This window comes from Streptomyces sp. NPDC048196 (assembly GCF_040652715.1).
Lineage (GTDB): Bacteria > Actinomycetota > Actinomycetes > Streptomycetales > Streptomycetaceae > Streptomyces > Streptomyces siderophoricus.
The window spans coordinates 29712-48678 of the sequence record NZ_JBEZMM010000055.1; the positions used below are offsets into that span (position 1 = coordinate 29712).

17 protein-coding genes are annotated in these 18967 nt (G+C 71.2%); 2 read left to right on the forward strand and 15 right to left on the reverse strand.

Features of this window, described 5'->3' with window-relative positions:
- Window positions 1-181: 181 nt before the first annotated feature.
- On the forward strand, window positions 182-1324 hold the full coding sequence (locus tag AB0E02_RS33420; RefSeq protein WP_030414992.1) for an NADH-quinone oxidoreductase subunit D: 1143 nt from the start codon (window positions 182-184) through the stop codon (window positions 1322-1324).
- 264 nt (window positions 1325-1588) lie between these two features.
- Here the strand turns inward: AB0E02_RS33420 and AB0E02_RS33425 are convergent, their stop codons facing one another.
- The 10 genes from AB0E02_RS33425 to AB0E02_RS33470 all read right to left on the reverse strand — a co-directional run bounded on the left by AB0E02_RS33425 (window position 1589) and on the right by AB0E02_RS33470 (window position 11269).
- Entirely contained in the window at window positions 1589-2812 is a 1224-nt protein-coding gene (locus AB0E02_RS33425) for a hypothetical protein (RefSeq protein WP_362146589.1), read from the reverse strand.
- A 190-nt stretch (window positions 2813-3002) separates the two neighbouring features.
- A complete protein-coding gene (locus tag AB0E02_RS33430) occupies window positions 3003-3968 on the reverse strand; it encodes an ABC transporter substrate-binding protein (protein WP_362146557.1) in 966 nt (321 codons plus the stop codon).
- Between the two features lie 195 nt (window positions 3969-4163).
- A complete protein-coding gene (locus AB0E02_RS33435; protein WP_362146559.1) occupies window positions 4164-4883 on the reverse strand; it encodes an ABC transporter permease subunit in 720 nt (239 codons plus the stop codon).
- Between the two features lie 3 nt (window positions 4884-4886).
- Complete coding sequence (locus AB0E02_RS33440) at window positions 4887-5639, reverse strand: ABC transporter permease (RefSeq protein ID WP_362146562.1); 753 nt, start codon at window positions 5637-5639, stop codon at window positions 4887-4889.
- Between the two features lie 292 nt (window positions 5640-5931).
- Complete coding sequence (locus AB0E02_RS33445; RefSeq protein WP_030801654.1) at window positions 5932-6417, reverse strand: DUF3180 domain-containing protein; 486 nt, start codon at window positions 6415-6417, stop codon at window positions 5932-5934.
- A gap of 131 nt (window positions 6418-6548) precedes the next feature.
- Window positions 6549-7145 carry a 2-amino-4-hydroxy-6-hydroxymethyldihydropteridine diphosphokinase gene (gene folK / locus AB0E02_RS33450; RefSeq protein WP_030414986.1) on the reverse strand — a complete coding sequence of 199 codons (597 nt, stop codon included), beginning with the start codon at window positions 7143-7145 and terminating at the stop codon, window positions 6549-6551.
- A complete protein-coding gene (gene folB / locus AB0E02_RS33455; RefSeq protein WP_030414985.1) occupies window positions 7129-7503 on the reverse strand; it encodes a dihydroneopterin aldolase in 375 nt (124 codons plus the stop codon). The genes folK and folB overlap by 17 nt, the downstream gene beginning before the upstream one ends.
- Window positions 7504-7906: 403 nt before the next feature.
- Window positions 7907-8377, reverse strand: coding sequence for a nuclear transport factor 2 family protein (locus AB0E02_RS33460; RefSeq protein ID WP_362146592.1), 471 nt, complete (start codon window positions 8375-8377; stop codon window positions 7907-7909).
- Window positions 8378-8382: 5 nt separating this feature from the next.
- Window positions 8383-9306 carry a dihydropteroate synthase gene (gene folP, locus AB0E02_RS33465; RefSeq protein ID WP_362146567.1) on the reverse strand — a complete coding sequence of 308 codons (924 nt, stop codon included), beginning with the start codon at window positions 9304-9306 and terminating at the stop codon, window positions 8383-8385.
- Window positions 9307-9427: 121 nt separating this feature from the next.
- On the reverse strand, window positions 9428-11269 hold the full coding sequence (locus AB0E02_RS33470; RefSeq protein WP_362146570.1) for a phosphatidylglycerol lysyltransferase domain-containing protein: 1842 nt from the start codon (window positions 11267-11269) through the stop codon (window positions 9428-9430).
- Window positions 11270-11409: 140 nt separating this feature from the next.
- Between AB0E02_RS33470 and AB0E02_RS33475 the strand changes: the two genes are divergently transcribed.
- The gene (locus tag AB0E02_RS33475; protein WP_362146573.1) at window positions 11410-12525 is read left to right on the forward strand and encodes an alpha/beta hydrolase-fold protein; all 1116 of its coding nucleotides are present in this window, start codon (window positions 11410-11412) and stop codon (window positions 12523-12525) included.
- A 79-nt stretch (window positions 12526-12604) separates the two neighbouring features.
- Here the strand turns inward: AB0E02_RS33475 and folE are convergent, their stop codons facing one another.
- The 5 genes from folE to AB0E02_RS33500 form a co-directional block, all read right to left on the reverse strand.
- Window positions 12605-13210 carry a GTP cyclohydrolase I FolE gene (gene folE, locus AB0E02_RS33480; RefSeq protein ID WP_030414981.1) on the reverse strand — a complete coding sequence of 202 codons (606 nt, stop codon included), beginning with the start codon at window positions 13208-13210 and terminating at the stop codon, window positions 12605-12607.
- A 117-nt stretch (window positions 13211-13327) separates the two neighbouring features.
- Entirely contained in the window at window positions 13328-15340 is a 2013-nt protein-coding gene (gene ftsH, locus AB0E02_RS33485; RefSeq protein ID WP_362146577.1) for an ATP-dependent zinc metalloprotease FtsH, read from the reverse strand.
- 280 nt (window positions 15341-15620) lie between these two features.
- Window positions 15621-16160: a hypoxanthine phosphoribosyltransferase gene (gene hpt / locus AB0E02_RS33490; RefSeq protein ID WP_030414979.1), complete on the reverse strand. Its 540-nt coding sequence runs from the start codon at window positions 16158-16160 to the stop codon at window positions 15621-15623.
- Window positions 16161-16246: 86 nt separating this feature from the next.
- Complete coding sequence (tilS, locus tag AB0E02_RS33495) at window positions 16247-17254, reverse strand: tRNA lysidine(34) synthetase TilS (RefSeq protein ID WP_362146580.1); 1008 nt, start codon at window positions 17252-17254, stop codon at window positions 16247-16249.
- A gap of 191 nt (window positions 17255-17445) precedes the next feature.
- Window positions 17446-18591: a zinc-dependent metalloprotease gene (locus tag AB0E02_RS33500; protein ID WP_030414977.1), complete on the reverse strand. Its 1146-nt coding sequence runs from the start codon at window positions 18589-18591 to the stop codon at window positions 17446-17448.
- Between the last annotated feature and the right edge of the window lie 376 nt (window positions 18592-18967).

The following is an 18967-nucleotide window of genomic DNA, read 5'->3' on the forward strand; positions in this document are numbered from 1 at the left end:
CTGCTCGGGCCGTGAGGCCGGGCCTGCTCGGGCCGTACGAGAGGCCGGCTCAAGCCATGAGGCTGCTGACGGGGCTGAGGCATTCGTTGGCTGAGGCATTCGTTGCGCGCCGGCGTTCCAAGGGGTGGGACGGCGCAGGCCCAGGGCGTCCACCGGGGTGGCGGGCTGCGAAACTGTTCCCATGACGGAGACGACGGTCGGCATCGGCGGCGCGGCGGAAAGCACCGACATGGTGCTGAACATCGGCCCGCAGCATCCCTCCACGCACGGTGTGCTGCGGTTGCGCCTCGTCCTGGACGGCGAGCGGATCCAGCACGCCGAGCCGGTGATCGGATACATGCACCGGGGCGCCGAGAAGCTCTTCGAGGCCCGCGACTACCGCCAGATCATCATGCTCGCCAACCGGCACGACTGGCTGTCGGCGTTCTCCAACGAGCTGGGTGTGGTGCTGGCCGTAGAGCGGATGCTGGGCATGGAGGTGCCCGAGCGCGCGGTGTGGACGCGGACACTGCTGGCCGAGCTGAACCGCGTACTGAATCATCTGATGTTCCTCGGCTCGTATCCCCTCGAACTGGGCGGTATCACCCCCGTCTTCCACGCGTTCCGTGAGCGCGAGGAGCTCCAGACCGTCATGGAGGAGATCTCCGGCGGCCGGATGCACTACATGTTCAACCGCGTCGGCGGCCTCAAGGAGGACCTGCCGGCCGGCTGGCTGGGCCGGGCCCGGCAGGCCGTCGCGGATGTCCGCTCCCGTATGGACGTCTTCGACAATCTGGTCCTGGGTAACGAGATCTTCCGCGGCCGGACGCGGGGCGTCGGGGTGCTCGCCCCGGAGACGGTGCACGCGTACGGGGTTTCCGGGCCGATCGCCCGCGCCTCGGGCGTCGACTTCGACCTGCGGCGCGACGAGCCGTACCTGGCGTACGGGGAGCTGGCGTCCACGCTCAAGGTGGTCACCCGTGAGGAGGGCGACTGCCTGGCCCGCTTCGAGTGCCTGCTGGAGCAGAGCCACAACGCCCTGGATCTCGCCGACGTCTGCCTGGACCGGATCGCGGAACTGCCGCCGGGACCGATCAACCAGCGGCTGCCGAAGGTGCTGAAGGCGCCCGAGGGCGCGACGTACGCCTGGACCGAGAACCCCCTCGGCATCAACGGCTACTACCTCGTCTCCAAGGGCGACAAGACGCCGTACCGCCTGAAGCTGCGCTCCGCGTCGTACAACAACATCCAGGCGCTGGTGGAGCTGCTGCCGGGGACGCTGGTCGCCGACATGGTCGCGATCCTCGGCTCGATGTTCTTCGTCGTCGGCGACATCGACAAGTAGAGCAAGGGCGAGGAGAGCCGCGGCGACTAGAACCGCGGCGAGTAGAGCGCCGATGTTGTCCACAGGCTGTGGACAACATCACGACGCCACTCCCGCGTCCCCGAAGCCGCTTGCTCTCGAGACCGCTTGCCCCGAAAACCACTCGGCCCCGGAGCCGGGCGGGCTTCGGGGCCGAATGCAGAGCGAGGGCGGGCGGGCGGTCGGGAGCCCCGCCGAGCCGGGTCGGAAAATGGGGCCGAAAAACGGCGGTCAGGGCAACGGCGGTCAGGAAATGGCGGTCCGGAGGGCGCCGACGTCGAGCTGTTCGGTCTCGTCGTGGGCGGTCAGGTCGATGACCTCGCCGGCACCGCTGGTCGTCTCGCCGTCCGCGGTCACCACGCCGTCCTGCGCGCCCTCGGCGGGCGCCCCGGACCGCGCCTCCGCCGCGTCCTGCTCGTCCTGCGCGTCGCCCGCGGCCCGCTCACCGGTGGCCGGCGCAGCACCGGCCTCCGGCGCGCCCCCCGCCTCCGTACGGGCCCCGGGGAGGGCCATACGGGCCGCCGTCCGGGCCGAGTGCTCGGCGAGGGCCTCGTCGCCGACGACGTCCGCCAGGTCGTCCTCCAGCGGCGCGGGCAGCTGACGGGGGCCGGCAGCGGTCGCGTTGCCGAAGAAGTCGAAGCCGCCCACGGTGCGCGAGGCGGTGGGACGGGACGGGGCGACCGCGGCGGCGGACGGGACGGGGCGGAGCGCGGGTCCGGCGGCGGTGGCCGTACGGGCGGGGAGGGCGCCGCCCGTGCGCTGTGCGGCGGCCGCCTGGCCGTTCCCCCGGCCGTTGTCCCCGTCCTGGCCGGTGTGGCCGCCCGATGCGGTGGGGCCGCCCGGCGCGGGCTGCGTGGGCCGCTCGGCGGCCGCACGCTGCCGGGCGGCGTTGCGCGCCAACTGACGGAGCGCCTGGGCGGCCTGCGCGTACGCCGCGGCGGTCGGGGCCGGCACCGGCCGGTCCGTCGACGGCCGGCCCGAGGTCTCACGGTCCGCCGAGGCCTGACGGTCCGACGTCTGGCGGTCCGCCCGTCCCCGGCGGCCCGGTGCCGGGGCGTCAGGGGCGGTGGGCACCGCCGCTCCTGCGGACTCGGGCGCCCGGGAGGCGCCGGCGGCGGCCGGGAGCGCGCGGGCCGGGGCGGACGCCTCGATGGCGAGCAGCCGGCGGCCCTCCAGGGCGCTGGCCCGCTCGGTCTCGGCGGTGGCGTAACGGCGGAGCAGCTCGGCGTGTTCGCTGCGCAGCCGGGCCAGTTCGGCGCGCTTGGCGCGCAGCTTGGTGTCGAGGGCGGCGCGGAGCTCGCGGGACTCCTCGATGTCGGTTTCGAGCTCGGCTATCCGCTCCTCGGTGCACCACTCGTCGCGCACCCGGGCGCGGGTGAGTTCGGCGACCCGTCGGCCGGCCTTGCGGTCCCAGCTCCTCAGCAGGACGGCACCGGTGACGGCCGCGGCCGCCGCGCCCGCGGCGAGCACGCGTTGGACCAGATCATCGCCGACAAACCACGGGCCCGCGGCGCAGACAAGGGACACACCGGCGACCGTCGTGGGAGGAAGCAGCCGGTGGAGGGGTGGGGAATGGCGGTGGCGTCCTCGTGGCATGGCCAGAAACTTACCGTGCGTGCGGGATCTATGGGGCCCGGCCCACAAATCCGTTTCCGGCTGGTTACTTCCTGACCAGTCCCTTCGACTCCACATATGACTGGGCGACATCCGCGGGCTTGAGCCGCTCGGCATCCACCTTGCGGTTCAAGTTGATCAAGTCTTCGGTGGTCAGAGTGCGGGTGAGCTTCGCGAGGACGCTCTCGATCCGCTTGTCCCCGGCGCTCTCCGCATTCACCACCGGCAGCACATTGTCGGCGTTCTGCAGCCGCTTGTCGTCCTTGAGGAGCACCAGTCCGAAGCTGTCGAGCGTGGCGTCCGTGGTCGTGGTGAGCACCAGTTGATCGGTGCCGTCCTTGACGGCCTGCTTGGCCTGCGGCGTCCCGACTCCCTTGGGGTCCAGGCCCGTGATGTCGATGCCGTACGTCTTCTCCAGGCCCGGCTTGCAGAACACCCGGGTCTCGCACTCCTCACCCGAGGCGAGTTTGATCTTCTGCTTCGATTCTCCGAGGTCGGAGAGGGTGGAGAGCTTGTGCTGAGCGGCGAATTCCTTGCTCACCGCGAAGGCGTTCTGGTCCGTCGCACGGCCTGCCGGCAGCACCTTCAGTCCGCGCGGTCCGGCGAGCTTCTTCAGTGCCGCGACCGTCTTGCCGATGTCGGCGGACGCGACCGGCTTCGCCTTGCTGCCGTTCTTCTTCGCGTTGAGGAATTCGGCGAGCGTGGAGGCATATTCGGGAACGACGTCGATCTGGCCCTTCTCCAGGGCCGGTTCATACAGCTCACGATTGGTGAGGGTCTGAACTCGGGTGCGGTAACCGGCGTCCTGCAGGAGCCGGGAATAGATCTCGGCGAGCACCTTGGACTCGGTGAATCCCGCCGAGCCGATGACGAGTTCGCCGCGCTTTGCGCCCTTGCCGTCGCCGCCGCCCTTCTCCTCCAGGGTCGGGCCGCCGCACGCGGCCAGCCCGGCCGCCACCGCCAGCACCGTGCCCGCGACCACCGCGGTACGCACCGTGCGTGCCGTGCGCACCCCGCGTCCAGTGCGTTCCGTCCGTGCAGTGCGTTCCGTACGTGCGGTGCGTGTCGTGTTGCTTCTCGTCGATGCCATGTGGATGCCCCTTCAGCCCGTCCGTCAGTTCAGTCCGTAAGTCCGCCGGCCCATCGGCCGCTTCGGCCTCTCCGCCCGTCAGCCCGCCGGCCCGCCGGCCCGTCGGTCCGTAAGCCCTCAGTCCGCCGGTATCAGCTCTGCGCTGGCCGGGGCGGCGGACCGCGTGGCCCGCCGGCCGCCCCGCATCGGGTCGAGGAGGCGCTCGGCGAGGACGAGGACGCCCTCCACGGCCAGGGCGAGGACGGCCACCAGCAGCGCGCCCGCGACGACCTGTGCGGTGTCGTAGTTGCCGAAGCCGGCGGTGATGATCCGGCCCAGGCCCCCGCCGCCGGCGAGCGCCGCCAGCGTCGCGGTGGCCACCACCTGGACCGTGGCCGACCGCAGGCCGGTCATGATCAGCGGGTAGGCGAGCGGTATCTCGACCCGGAACAGCACCTGCGGCCCGGACATGCCCATCCCGCGCGCGGCCTCGACCACATCGCGGTCCGCCTCCCGCATCCCGAGATAGGCGTTGGTCAGCAGCGGCGGCACCGCGAACAGCACCAGCGCGAGGACCGTCGGCCAGTCTCCGTGCCGGCCCAGCGGGCTGAGCGTCAGCAGCACCAGGACCGCGTACGTCGGCACCGCCCGCCCGATGTTGGCGAGATTGACCGCCAGCGCACCGCCCTTGCCGAGGTGCCCCAGCCAGAGCGCCACCGGCAGCGCGATCAGGCAGGCCAGGGCCAGGCACACCGCGCTGAGCCGGACGTGCTCCGCGAGGCGGTGCGTCACGCCCTTCTCGCCCGCCCAGTTGGCGGCCGTCGTCAGCCACTGCCAGGCCCCCACGAGCACCCCCATCGCTCAGCCCGCCGCCTTCACCGCACGGTCCCGGCCGCGCGCCCACGCCGCCGCCCTGCTCCACGCCCCGGCCCGGGCCCCGGCCCGCGTCCACGGCGTCAGCAGCCGCTGCAGGGCCATCAGCAGGACGTCCGCGACCAGCGCCAGCAGCACGCACAGCACCGAGGCCGTCAGCACCTCGGCCTTGAAGAAGCCGGCCATTCCGCTGGCGATGAGATTGCCCAGACCGCCGTAGCCGACGACGGAGCCGACGGTCGTCATCGCCACCGTCGAGACCGTGGCGATCCGCAGCCCGGCCACCAATGCCGGTATGGCCAGCGGGAGTTCGACGCCGAACAGCAGCCGCACCGGGCCGTACCCCATCCCGCGGGCGGCCTCCCGCACCCCGGCGGGCACCGCCTGCAGACCGGCGAGGATGTTGCGCACCAGGATCGTCAGCGAATACAGCACCAGGCCCGTCACGACCACCGCCGCCGAGACCCCGAAGACCGGCGTGAGGAGCGCGAACATCGCCAGCGAGGGGATCGTGTACAGCACCGTCGTCAGCCCCAGGACCGGCCCGGCCGCGCCCCGCCGGCTCCGCGCCACCAGCGCCAGCGGGAAGGCGAGCAGCAGGCCGAGCGCGACGGACACGGCGGTGATGCCGAGGTGCTGGAGCGTGGCGTCCAGCAACTCCTGGCTGCGGGTGCGCAGATACTCACCGCACACCCAGTCGTTCGCCTCCAGGCAATTCGCCCCGCCCGCCCGGCCGCTCATCTCCGTCACCTCCCCCGCCGGTCCTCGCCCGGCCACGCCCGCCCGGCCGCACCCGTGCGGCACCTGCGCCGTGGCGCAACCCGTTCGCTCAACTTTTCGATGTCGTGTGATCGACCCTAGACCCGACCACTGACAATCGCGCCGGCCCCGCCGCCCACCGGCCCATATCGCCATCCACCCGCAACACCCCGTTCACGGCCGGCGCACGGGCCCGCCCCCCAACGCCGCGGGGCCCGGCCCGCGCAGCGTCTCGCTGTCGCAGGCCGGGCCCCGCCCGGTGTCACTGTGCGGGTCAGGCCCGCGCGTCGGCCCCGCCGTCGCCCTCGTCGTCCGGCAGCTTGCAGACCCGCTCCAGGAAGATCGCGGCGACCACCACGGCCGCGCCGGCGAGCACCGACAGACCGGCGTAGATCGCCTGGTCCCGGCGGGGGTCGACTTCGAGGCCGGCGGTCAGCAGGAAGACGCCGACGCCGCCGTACAGCCCGGCCACCAGCGACGCCACCAGGGCGCTCGCCTGGCCGAAGACCACCGCACGGGCGGCCAGCAGCGGATCGACGCCCTTGGCGCCGGGCCGCCGCTCCCGCTGGGCCCGCAGCCGTCCGCGCAGCTCGAAGGCGGTGCCCGCGAGCACGGCGGCGAGGAACGCCAGGACGATCGGCGCGGCCACCGGCACGCTCGGGAGCGTGCCGAAGGAGTCCCACAGCCGGGCGCCGCCCCAGGCCAGCACCCCGGCTGCCAGGAACAGCCCGACCAGCACCTTGATGTGTAGCTGTTTCACCGAGCGATCGCCCCTCGCACCGTCCTGCCCCTTACCGCCACCACGGCCGTCCTCGTCGTCGTACCGCCGTCGCCCTGACCGTCACTCCGGTCCACGACCGCGCCGGTCCCACGACTCCTCCGGTCCAACGACTACTCCGGCAGCCGGAGTTCCAGGTCCGCGCGCGGCAGCACGCCCGTGCGGCCGACCACCGAGAGGAGCTCGGCCACCGCACCGCGCCCGGGAACCTCCGCCTCCGGGTCGATGTCGTGCCACGGCGCCAGGACGAAGGCCCGCTCATGGGCGCGCGGGTGCGGCAGCGTCAGCCGCGGGTCGTCGGAGACGATGCCCTGATAGGCCACGATGTCGACGTCGATGGTGCGCGGCCCCCAGCGCTCGTCGCGGACCCGCTTGAAGGCCTCCTCGATGGCGTGCCCGCGCTCCAGGAGGGAGTCCGGCGGCAGGGTCGTCTTGATCAGCACCACGGCGTTGAAGTACGACGGCTGGCTGCCCGGCGCGACGCCCCACGGCTCGGTCTCGTACACCGGGGAGACCGCTTTGACCCGCAGACCGGGGGTGTCCTCCAGGGCGTCGACGGCTCCCTGGAGGGTCTCCAGGCGGTTGCCGAGGTTGCTGCCGAGGGAGATCACGGCGTGTTTGGGATTGGAGAGCGTCACATCGGCGGCGTCCACCTGCTCCACGACGGAGGCGGGCACCGGCTGTACGGTCGGGTCACTGCTGGTGTTCATGTACTCGACTCCGAGTGATGGTGATGGTCACGTCGTCGAAGGGGACGGTGATCGGCGCGTCCGGCTTGTGCACCACCACCTCCACTTCCTGCACGCCCTCGTGCTTGAGGCACTGGTCGGCGATGCGCTCCGCCAGGGTCTCGATGAGGTCGACGGGCTCGCCCTCCACGACGGCCACCACCTCCTCGGCCACGACGCCGTAGTGCACGGTCTTCGCGAGATCGTCGGAGGCGGCCGCCTGACGGGTGTCCAGACCGAGCACCAGGTCGACGATGAAGGTCTGGCCTTCTTCGCGCTCCCGCGGGAACACCCCGTGGTGGCCTCGGGCCTTCAGCCCACGCAGCGCGACACGATCCACGCGAATCACTCCGTCTGGTCCACGGCACCTCTGGCGCCACTGTTCGTCGGTTCCGGGCAGGCGCCGGAGCGATCCGGCAACACTGCCCCGCCATCGAATCTACCTTCGAGCACCGACAGTCCTCGCCCACGGGGGCTATGGACAAGACCCCGTCCTGCTGCTAGGCGTGCCGCATCGAGCGGGCCGGGAGATCGTCCGCGCGCCTCTTACCCCCTGGTCCGCGCCCCACCCCTACCCGTCCCGCACTTGGCTCGAACGGGTGCGCCCTCGTCCATATGGCTGACGCCCGCCGCTGACGCCGGCACAGAACCGGGCCATCGGCGCAAGTCCGGACGGCCATGGCAAGGCTCACACACCGGCCGGCCCCGGGCGCGGCCCCCGCCACGCACCGGCCACGTCCCGTTCACACCGCGCCCGCGTCCGGCTCCCCCTCGTCGTCCTCGTCCTCGTCGTCCTCGCGGTCCGCCAGCACCGGCGACCCGTGGTGCGACCACACCCGCCAGCCGTCGTCCGTGCGCCGGAAGACGTTCGTCGCCACGACCAACTGGCCGATCAGCGGCCCCACCGACCCGTCGTCCTCGGCCGGCCCGCCGCTGAGGATGTTCTCGGTGCAGGTCACCAGCGCGGTGTCCCCGGCGACGTCGATCTCGACGTCGGTCAGGAAGAACTGGATGTACTCGGTGTTCGCCATGATCAGGGCGTACGAACGGAGCACCTCGCCGCGCCCGCGGAGCACCGGCCACCCGGGGTGCACCACGCTCACCTGACCGTCCAGCCACAGCTCGGACAGCGCCTCGTGATCGCCGCGCTCGATGGTCTCGTACAGGGTCGTGTTCGCCTGCTCGACCAGCTCGATGTCCGTCCGTGGGCCCAAGCCGCTCACACCGCTCCCGTCGTCTTCGACGTCCGCGTCGTACCGTCCGCCGCGTCCGTCCCGGCGGCCGGGGCCGCCGCGCCCTCCACGGCACGGGCCACCCGTACCGCGTCCGCGCTCGCCCTGACCTCGTGCACCCGCACCGCCCAGGCCCCCTCTCGCGCCACCATCGCCGATACCGCCGCCGTCGCCGCGTCCCGCTCCCGGGCCGGCGGCGGGGCCGTTCCCTCGTCCCCCGCCAGCACCCTGCCCAGGAACCGTTTCCTCGATGCCGCCACCAGCAGCGGCCGGCCCAGCGCCCGCAGCCGCTCCAGACGGGCGATCAGGGCCAGGTCGTGCTCCGCCTGCTTGGCGAAGCCCAGACCGGGGTCGATGACGATCCGCTCCGGGTCGATGCCGCCGGCCACCGCGCGCTCCATGGCCTTCCCGAGCTCCTCGACGACCTCGGCGACCACGTCGCCGTAGACGGCGCGGTTGTTCATGTCGATGGACTGCCCGCGCCAGTGCATCACGACGAACGGCACGTGGTGCGCGGCCACCACCGGCACCATCGCCGGGTCGGCGGCACCGCCGCTGACGTCGTTGACCAGCCGCGCCCCCGCCTGCACCGCCTGTTCGGCGACCGAGGCGCGCATGGTGTCGACGGACACCACGGCGCCGGCCGCGGACAGCTCCCGTACGACCGGGACGACCCGCCGCAGCTCCTCGGCCTCGTCCACCCGCGCCGCGCCCGGACGGGTCGACTCGCCGCCCACGTCCACCAGGTCGGCGCCCTGCGCCACCAGGTCCAGGCCGTGTTTGACGGCGAGTTCGGTGTCGAACCACTCACCGCCGTCGGAGAACGAATCGGGCGTCACGTTCACGACGCCCATCACCGCGCAGCGGTCCCAGTCCGGCAGTCCGGCCACCTGGCCACGCAAGGTACTCATGGGACCAGCGTAGGCCGTGTGCCGACCGGCCGGATTGCGACCGCCGCCTGCCGGGAACGGCCGGGGCCGTACCACGGGGACACCCCGCGCCGCCCCCGACCGACGGCCGTCCGGGTGTCCGTCAGGCCACCCGCTCGACCGCCTCCGCGGCCCGGACCGGCTCCACCGTGTGCGCGCAGGGCCGCGGCTCCGCGGCCTTCCTGCGGCGCAGTACGCGCGGCAGCTCCAGATAGCCCTCGGCCTGCATGGTGGCCAGGCCGATCCGCGGGATGTCCCGCGTGGTGCGGAAGACCACGAAGCGCGGCTCCCAGCGCGGGCTGAACTTGTCGTTGAACTTGTAGAGCGACTCGATCTGGTACCAGCGCGAAAGGAAGAGCAGCGTCCCCCGGGTGATGCGCATCACCGGCCCCGCGCCGAGCTTCTCACCGCGCTCCAGGTAGGAACGGAAGACCGCGAAGTTCAGCGAGAGCTGCTTGATCTTCAGGTCCGGCGCGGCCTGCAGGGCGGCGACGATCAGCAGCTCGTTCATGCCGGGGTCGGCGCTGCGGTCGCGCCGCATCCGCTCCAGCGAGATGCCGTCCGTGCCCCAGGGCACGAAGTACTGCAACGCCTTCAGGTCACCGAACGGGCCGGGCTCCTCGCCCTCCGCCGGGGCCAGATGCGCGGTAGCGATCACCGCGTCGCCGTCCTTGACCGCGTCGATGCGGCCCAGCGCCATGGAGAAGCCCCGCTCCTCGTCGGTGTCACGCCAGGCGTCGGCGGCCTTCTGCACCCGCTCCAGCTCCTCCGCCTCCAGATCGCGCACCCGGCGCACCTGCGTGGTGTAGCCGTTGCGCTCGATGCGCTTGACCATCTGGCGCACGTTGCGCATCGCCCGGCCGGACAGCGTGAAGTCGGCGACGTCGACGATCGCCTCGTCGCCCAGCTCCAGCGCGTCCATCCCGGTCTCGCGGGTCCAGACCTGGCCGCCGGTCTCGCTGCAACCGTGCACCGCCGGCGTCCAGGAGTGCGCCCGCGCCTCCTCCATGAAGCGCTCGATGGCGCCCGGCCAGGCCTCCACATCTCCTATCGGGTCGCCGCTGGCGAGCATCACGCCGGAGATCACCCGGTAGCAGACCGCGGCCTTGCCGGACGGGGAGAAGACCGCGCCCTTGTCGCGGCGCAGCGCGAAGTAGCCGAGCGAGTCCCGGCCGCCGTGCCGGGCCAGCAGCTCGCGCAGCTGCCGCTCGTCCTCGTCGGTCAGCCGGGCCGCCGGGTGCTCGGGGCGGAAGGCGAGGTAGGCGGTGGTGGCGACGGTCAGCAGGCCCAGCGCGCCGAGGGAGTAGCCGACGGTGTAGTCCACCTGGTGGGTGTAGCCGATCGGGCCCTCGAAGCCGAAGAGGCCGAACAGCACGTGCTCGGCACGCTGCAGGAAGGACGGCGACCCGACGATCTTGCCCGGGTGGGAGCTGACGATCACCATGCCGATGGCGAAGCTCGCACCGCCCAGGATCACGAAGTTGGCCAGCGCCTTCCAGCGGCTGCGCGGATCGGGCAGGGCCGCGAACTCCTTCCGGTGCCACACCAGGAAGCCCAGCAGCGCGGTCGAGAGCACCGCGCCGAAGACGGAGTGGCGGTACACCAGCTGGGCGGCGATCCCCACCGGGAGCAGCGCCACCGCCGCTCCCCAGGCCCGCCGCTTACGCCGTTTGAGGCCGTGGGCCAGAAGGAGCAGCAGGATGCCGACGACGATGGAGGCGGCGGCCGCCAGCGGACTGACCGCGCCCGGCAGTACTTCGGCCAGGGCGTGCACCCGGCTGTGCCGGAAACGCGGGAACACTCCGGCGACCAGGTTCAACAGGCCGACGGCCGCGCCGGCGGTCCCGATGAGCCCGGGCACCGCTTCGGGCCGTGGGCCGCGGAGCCAGCGTGGCGTTCGCCACGCAACCTTCTCCGACTTTTCGCCATCTAGCCTGTCAGACATCACTTTCCCGTCGCCCCGGTCGAGAAGACGTGCGAGCCTAGTCGCAGCATCTGGACTTTTGCGCCCTGTATGACGGCGTTTCAGGGCTCGGGGTTCCACCAGCGGTACGGATGACCCGGCCGCCCGGAAGAAAGCACCACATGGGTCTCACCAGCAAGAAAGTGCTGCTTCTTGCCGTCCTCGTCGCGGTAGCACTGTTCATCCTCACCGTTTGGCTCTGGCCGCGCCTGTCCAAGGGGAACTGGCGCACCGTCCTGGGCCGGGTCGGGCTTTTGCTGGCGACCCAGCTCTCCCTCTTCGCCGCGGTCGGCCTGTTCGCCAACAACTCCTTCGGCTTCTACGCCTCCTGGGCCGACCTCTTCGGCCAGGAGCAGGAACCGGGTGTGGTGACGAATTACCAGACCGGCCCGAACGGCACCAAGCTGCAGATGCTGGGCACCGAACGCATCAGCGTCCAGAACGGCTCCCGGCCCTCGTCGGCCGGCCGTATCGACAAGGTGCTCATCCGCGGCGAGCATTCCAGGATCGCCAGCCCGGCGTTCGTCTATCTGCCGCCGCAGTACTTCCAGAAGAAATACGCGAAGAAGAAATTCCCGGCGGCACTGGTGCTCACCGGCTACCCGGGCACCGCCGAGGCCCTCTACAAAAAGCTGCATTTCCCGCAGACCCAGCACGGCCTGCTCAAGGAGCACCGGATGCGGCCGACGGTCCTGGTGATGATGCGGCCGACCGTCGCGCCGCCGCGGGACACCGAGTGCGTCGACATACCGAACGGCCCGCAGACCGAGAGCTTCTTCACCAAGGACCTGCGCGCGGACATCACCGAGCACTACCGAATAGGGCGTGAGGCCAAGAGCTGGGGCGTCATCGGCGACTCCACCGGCGGCTACTGCGCGCTGAAGATGACCATGCGCCACCCCGAGGCGTACTCCACCGCGGTGGCCCTCTCCGGCGCCTACAAGGCCCCGCTGGACGCCACCACCGGCGACCTCTTCGGCGGCGACCTGCGGCTGGAGCGGGAGAACAACCTGCTGTGGCGTCAGCGCCACCTGCCCGCCCCGCCGGTGAACCTCCTGGTCACCAGCAGCAAGCAGGGCGAGGGCAACTACAAGCAGACGCTCCGCTTCATCGAGCAGACGAAGTCGCCCACCCGCGTCTCGTCGATCATCCTCGACAGCGGCGGCCACAACTTCAACACCTGGCGCCGCGAGATCCCCGCGGCCCTCGAATGGCTGGGCAACCACCTCAAGGCGTGACGCCCTGCGCCGGGCCCTTCAAAGGGCCTTCCGTGCGGCGGGACGGCCGGTGCGCCGCCCCGTCGCCTTCCCGCGGGCGTCAGCGCGCCAATATCAGGCTCATCGCCTCGGCCCGGGTGGCCGCGTCGCGCAGCTGACCGCGGACGGCCGAGGTCGTCGTCTTCGCGCCCGGCTTCCGCACCCCGCGCATGGTCATGCACATGTGCTCGCACTCGATGACGACGATCACGCCGCGCGGCTCCAGGATCTCCATCAGCGAGTCCGCGATCTGCGTGGTCAGCCGCTCCTGCACCTGCGGGCGCCGGGCGAACACGTCCACCAGGCGGGCCAGCTTCGACAGTCCGGTGATCTTGCCGTCGGCGGACGGGATGTAGCCGACGTGCGCCACCCCGACGAACGGGACGAGGTGGTGCTCACAGCTGGAGACCAGCTCGATGTCCTTGACCAGCACCATCTCGTCGTGGCCCAGGTCGAACGTGGTCGTCAGCACATCCTCCGGCTTCTGCCACAGCCCGGCGAAGATCTCCTTGTACGCCCGTGCCACCCGAGCCGGCGTCTCCAGCAGACCCTCGCGGTCCGGGTCCTCGCCCACCGCGATCAGCAGCTCGCGCACGGCGTTCTCGGCCCGCTTCTCGTCGAACGTACCGATCGTGCCGTCGACGTCCAGCGTCACAGGGTCCGTCATATGTGCCTCGTTCCTTCTGCGCCCGCTCGAACGCGGTTTCCATCGCGGAAAATGCCGCGCCCCCCAGGCTAAACCTGGGGGGCGCGGCATGTATTCCAGGGCCTGTGAAGGCCCAGGTCAGCTCTCCGGGTGCGGCTCCTCGGAGCTCTCCGCCTTCTTCTCCGTGGAGACGGTGGCCGCCGTCACGGAGCCGTTGGCCGGGGCCAGCTCCTTGGGCGAGAGCACCGGCGGGCGGGTCGACGGCGTACGCCGCGAGGATCCGGTCCACGCCGGGCGGGCCGGGCGTTTGACCACGTGCTTGAACAGCTCCGCGATCTCCTCCTTGCCGAGCGTCTCCTTCTCCAGGAGCGTCAGCACGAGGTTGTCGAGGATGTCGCGGTTCTCGACCAGGATCTCCCACGCCTCGTTGTGCGCGGTCTCGATCAGCTTCTTGACCTCTTCGTCGACCAGCGCGGCGACCTCTTCGGAGTAGTCGCGCTGGTGACCCATCTCACGGCCCAGGAAGGGCTCGGAGTTGTCGGTGCCGAACTTGATCGCGCCGAGCCGCTCGGTCATGCCGTACTGCGTGACCATCGCGCGGGCCGTGGCGGTGGCCTTCTCGATGTCGTTGGCGGCACCGGTGGTCGGGTCGTGGAAGACCAGCTCCTCCGCCGCGCGGCCGCCCAGCATGTACGCCAGCTGGTCGAGCATCTCGTTGCGGGTGGTGGAGTACTTGTCCTCGTCGGGCAGGACCATGGTGTAGCCCAGGGCCCGGCCGCGGGACAGGATCGTGATCTTGTGGACCGGGTCGGAGTTCGGGGAGGCCGCCGCGACCAGGGCGTGTCCGCCCTCGTGGTACGCGGTGATCTTCTTCTCCTTCTCGGACATGATCCGGGTCCGCTTCTGCGGGCCCGCCACGACGCGGTCGATCGCCTCGTCCAGGAAGTGGTTGTTGATCAGCTTCTCGTCGCTCCGGGCCGTCAGCAGCGCGGCCTCGTTGAGGACGTTCGACAGATCGGCACCGGTGAAGCCGGGGGTGCGCTTGGCGACGGCCGAGAGGTCGACGTCCGGGGCGACCGGCTTGCCCTTCTGGTGGACCTTGAGGATCTCCAGACGGCCCTGCAGGTCCGGACGGTCGACGGCGATCTGCCGGTCGAAACGGCCGGGGCGCAGCAGCGCCGGGTCGAGGATGTCCGGACGGTTCGTCGCGGCGATCAGGATCACGCCGCCCTTGACGTCGAAGCCGTCCATCTCGACGAGGAGTTGGTTCAGGGTCTGCTCACGCTCGTCGTGGCCACCGCCGAGACCCGCACCGCGGTGCCGGCCGACGGCGTCGATCTCGTCGACGAAGACGATCGCCGGGGCGTTCGCCTTGGCCTGCTCGAAGAGGTCACGCACCCGGGAGGCACCGACACCGACGAACATCTCGACGAAGTCGGAGCCGGAGATCGAGTAGAACGGGACGCCCGCCTCGCCGGCGACGGCGCGCGCGAGCAGCGTCTTGCCCGTTCCCGGCGGGCCGTACAGCAGCACGCCCTTGGGGATCTTGGCGCCGACCGCCTGGAACTTGGCCGGCTCCTGCAGGAACTCCTTGATCTCGTGGAGCTCCTCGACGGCCTCGTCCGAGCCCGCGACGTCCGCGAAGGTCGTCTTGGGGGTGTCCTTGGTGAGCAGCTTCGCCTTCGACTTCCCGAAGTTCATCACCCGGGAGCCGCCGCCCTGCATCTGATTCATCAGGAACAGGAAGGCGACCGGAATCAGAATGAAGGGAAGCAGCGTCATCAGCAGACTGACGAACGGGTTCGTCTTCGACGGGGAGACGGTGTACCCGTCCTTGATCTCGCCGGTCTGGTACTTGGCCTGCAGGTTCTTCGCCAGATCGACGCCCTGGTCGCCGATGTAGCTCGCCTGGATCTTGTTGGAGCCGTCGACCTTGTTGGAGCCCGACAGCTCGACCTTGATCTTGTTCTCGTCGCCGGTGGTGAGCTCGGCGGACTTCACCTTGTTGTCAGCGATCGCCTTGACGACCTGACCGGTGTCCACCGTCTTGTAGCCGCCGGACGAGCCGACGACCTGCATCAACACGACCACGGCGAGGACGGCCAGCACGATCCACATGACCGGCCCACGGAAGTATCGCTTCACGTCCATCCATACGGAGCCGTTGGCGGCCCCGTCCCTCCTGCCACAGTGAGGCACAACGCCCTCTGAGGGCTGGTCGTGCGTACGGTGTATTACTGGCCCGAAAAACAACTGCCTTCGGACGGTACCCCAGCATTGTCACCCGGCGCCTGCGCCGACAGAGAACATGCAGCCGGGGATTTGGCTCTCCCTGCTCCAACGGCGGGCGGCCACGAAGGGTTCCCGACGGGCCGCGGCAACTGCGCCGGACCCGTCCGGCCACCCCGGCCGGACGGGCGCGCGGGCGCCGTCAGCCGCCGTAGACCTGGGGCGCGAGGGTACCGACGAACGGCAGGTTCCGGTACTTCTCGGCGTAGTCCAGGCCGTACCCCACGACGAATTCGTTGGGGATGTCGAAGCCGATCCACTTCACGTCGATGGCGACCTTGGCCGCCTCCGGCTTGCGCAGCAGCGTGACGACCTCCAGCGAGGCCGGCTCGCGCGAGCCGAGGTTCGACAGCAGCCACGACAGCGTCAGGCCGGAGTCGATGATGTCCTCGACGATCAGGACGTGCTTGCCCTTGATGTCGGTGTCGAGGTCCTTGAGGATGCGGACCACGCCGGAGGACTGGGTGCCCGCGCCGTACGACGACACGGCCATCCAGTCCATCGTGACGGGGGTGGACAGCGCGCGCGCCAGATCCGCCATCACCATCACCGCGCCCTTGAGGACACCGACGATGAGCAGGTCCTTGCCCGCGTACTCCGCGTCGATCTTGGCAGCCAGCTCGGCCAGCTTCGCGTCGATCTCTTCCTTGCTGATGAGTACCGACTGAAGGTCGGAGCCCATGTCCTTGTCGTCCACCCGTGCCACTCTCGCTCGGTTCGGTGTTCACGTCAGCCGTGAGACTTCAGATGCAAGGCAGCGTGTGCGGCTCAGCCCTGCCGGATGACAAGTCTGCCACCCTGCCGCCGAACACCGACCCGCCCGGGGAGGTTGATGGCGCCCTGGCCCCGCCAGGCGGTGATCAGCCGGTCCACTTCCTCGATGTGGCGGGCGAAGAGCGAACCGGCGGGGGAACCGGCGCCGATCACGGCCCGGCGCAGCACCCGGCGGCGGACCGCGGGGGGCAGCGCGTACAGGGCCGCGACGTCGAGGCCGCCGGTGTCGTCGAGGACCGTGCCCTCGGCGTCGGCCGCCCAGGCGTCCAGGGCGTCGGCGTCGTCGCGGGAGAGCTGGGCGGTCCGGGCCAGCGCCTCGACGACGCCCTTGCCCAGCGCCTTCTCCAGGGCGGGCAGGCCCTCGTGGCGCAGCCGGGAGCGGGTGTACGCGGGGTCGGCGTTGTGCGGGTCGTCCCAGACGGGCAGCGACTGGATCAGGCAGGCCTTGCGGGCGGTCTGGCGGTCGACGTCCAGGAACGGGCGGCGGTAGCGGCCGCCGGTGCCGCTGGTGGCGGCCATACCGGAGAGCGAACGGGTCCCGGAGCCGCGGGCGAGGCCGAGCAGCACGGTCTCGGCCTGGTCGTCGCGGGTGTGGCCGAGCAGGACGGCGGTGGCGCCGTGGCGCTCGGCGGTGGCGTCCAGAGCGGCGTACCGGGCGTCACGGGCGGCGGCTTCCGGACCGCCCTCACGGCCGACGGTGACGGCGACGACCTCGACCGGGTCGAGGCGCAGGGCCCGCAGCCGCAGCGCGACCTCGGCGGCGCGCAGATCGGAGCCTTCTTGGAGGCCGTGGTCGATGGTCACGCCCCCGGCCCGGACGCCCAGCTTGGGCGCCTCGAAGGCGAGGGCGGAGGCGAGCGCCATCGAGTCGGCGCCGCCGGAGCATGCGACAAGCACGAGCGGGGGCTCGTGCCGGTCCTGTGCGCTGTGGTGGGTGAGCACGTCGTGGAGTACGCGGCGGACCGCCAGGCGTATCGCGGCGACCGCTGGATGGGGACCCATGTCCGTTTCCAATCGTTCAGCTGGGGTGCCTCGGGCCGGTGAGGGCTTTTCGTCACACAGAGTGCCTAGATGGTGACAGAGGCGAGCGGTTCCCCGAGCATTGCACGCCTATCCATCGGTAACGGTCCCTCGGACGGGTGATTGAAGGGGCGCTCTACTGCCACGCGGTGTGCCCAGCTCACAACGTTCGCCTACGGTGCCCCGTCCGCCTTCCGGTGCACCCGCGCGACCCAGTCCGCCGGTTTGGCGATCTCCTGTTTGGTGGGGAGGGTGTTCGGCGACGTCCAGACCCGGTTGAAGCCGTCCATCCCGACCTCGTCGACGACCGCGCGGACGAACCGCTCCCCGTCGCGGTACTGCCGCAGCTTGGCGTCCAGCCCGAGCAGCTTACGCAGTGCCTGGTCGAGCCGCCCGGCACCGCTGGCCCGCCGCTTCTGGAACTTCTCCCGGATCTCGGCGACCGACGGCACCACGTCCGGCCCCACCCCGTCCATCACGTAGTCCGCGTGCCCCTCCAGGAGCGACATCACGGCGGTCAGCCGCGCCAGGATCTCGCGCTGGGCCGGCGTCTGGACGAGATCGACGATCGAACGGCCGCCGTCCTCGTCCTCCTCGCCCTCCGGCCGGGCACCGGCCAGCGACTGGGCGGCCTCCCGCAGCCGCTCCAGGAGGGTGCCCGGATCGATGTCGGTCTCCCCGAGGAACGACTGGATCTCGCCCTCGATGTGGTCGCGCAGCCACGGCACGGCCGTGAACTGGGTGCGGTGCGTCTCCTCGTGCAGGCACACCCACAGCCGGAAGTCGTGCGGTTCCACTTCGAGCTCGCGCTCCACGTGGACGATGTTCGGCGCGACCAGCAGCAGCCGGCCGCCCTGCTCACCGGCCGGCAGGTCCCGGCTGGGCGGCGCGAACGTCTCGTACTGGCCGAGCACCCGCGACGCCAGGAACGACAGCAGCATCCCCAGCTCCACGCCGGTCACCTTGCCGCCGACCGCGCCCAGCACCGCGCCACCGGGGACCGTCGAGCGGCGGTCCTCCATCTTGGCGAGCAGCGGTTTGAGCACGGCCCGGAAGCCGGCGACGTTCGCCTTGACCCAGCCGGGCCGGTCCACGACCAGGACGGGCGTGTCGTGCGGCACCTCGCCCTGCGCGTCCGGCTGCGCCAGCCGCGTGAACGCCCGCACGTGCGCCTCGGACGCCTTGGCGTGCTTGCGCAGCTCGGCGACGATCGCCCGCGCCTCGTCCCGGCTGACCTCTGGGCCCGGCCGCACGAACCGGGTCGCGGTCGCGACCGCGAGGTTCCAGTCGACCATCTCGGTTCCACCGATGCTCGTCATGCCATTCACGGTACGTGGGCGCGAGGGCGCCGGGTAGCCGTTGCGCTGTGCGGCGCCCCGCACGTAGCTGTCTGTCCCGCCGCGGGGCTTGGTCGCCGTTGCGCTTTGCGGCGCCCCGCACGTACCTGTCTACTGCGCCGCGGGGCTCGCTCGCCGTTGCGCTTTGCGGCGCCCCGCACGTACCCGTCTGTCCCGCCGAGGGGCTTGCTCGCCGTTGCGCTTTGCGGCGCTCCGCACGTACCTGTCTGCTGCGCCGCGGGGTGTGGTTCGCCGTTGCGCCTGCGGCGGGCTGGGTGGGTGTTGGGTGCGGTGACGGACCTCCGGGGCCGGTGTTTGGGACTGCTGTCGCTTTACGTCCCAAACACCGGCCCCTCCG

Coding starts and splice junctions, on each gene's coding strand:
- tilS (WP_362146580.1), bottom strand. CDS start 17,254: ATGGGTCCCCATCCAGCGGTCGCCGCGATACGCCTGGCGGTCCGCCGC.
- ftsH (WP_362146577.1), bottom strand. CDS start 15,340: ATGGACGTGAAGCGATACTTCCGTGGGCCGGTCATGTGGATCGTGCTG.
- hpt (WP_030414979.1), bottom strand. CDS start 16,160: ATGGGCTCCGACCTTCAGTCGGTACTCATCAGCAAGGAAGAGATCGAC.
- AB0E02_RS33475 (WP_362146573.1), top strand. CDS start 11,410: ATGGGTCTCACCAGCAAGAAAGTGCTGCTTCTTGCCGTCCTCGTCGCG.
- AB0E02_RS33435 (WP_362146559.1), bottom strand. CDS start 4,883: ATGGGGGTGCTCGTGGGGGCCTGGCAGTGGCTGACGACGGCCGCCAAC.
- AB0E02_RS33420 (WP_030414992.1), top strand. CDS start 182: ATGACGGAGACGACGGTCGGCATCGGCGGCGCGGCGGAAAGCACCGAC.
- AB0E02_RS33500 (WP_030414977.1), bottom strand. CDS start 18,591: ATGACGAGCATCGGTGGAACCGAGATGGTCGACTGGAACCTCGCGGTC.
- folE (WP_030414981.1), bottom strand. CDS start 13,210: ATGACGGACCCTGTGACGCTGGACGTCGACGGCACGATCGGTACGTTC.
- folK (WP_030414986.1), bottom strand. CDS start 7,145: ATGAACACCAGCAGTGACCCGACCGTACAGCCGGTGCCCGCCTCCGTC.
- folP (WP_362146567.1), bottom strand. CDS start 9,306: ATGAGTACCTTGCGTGGCCAGGTGGCCGGACTGCCGGACTGGGACCGC.
- AB0E02_RS33470 (WP_362146570.1), bottom strand. CDS start 11,269: ATGTCTGACAGGCTAGATGGCGAAAAGTCGGAGAAGGTTGCGTGGCGA.
- AB0E02_RS33440 (WP_362146562.1), bottom strand. CDS start 5,639: ATGAGCGGCCGGGCGGGCGGGGCGAATTGCCTGGAGGCGAACGACTGG.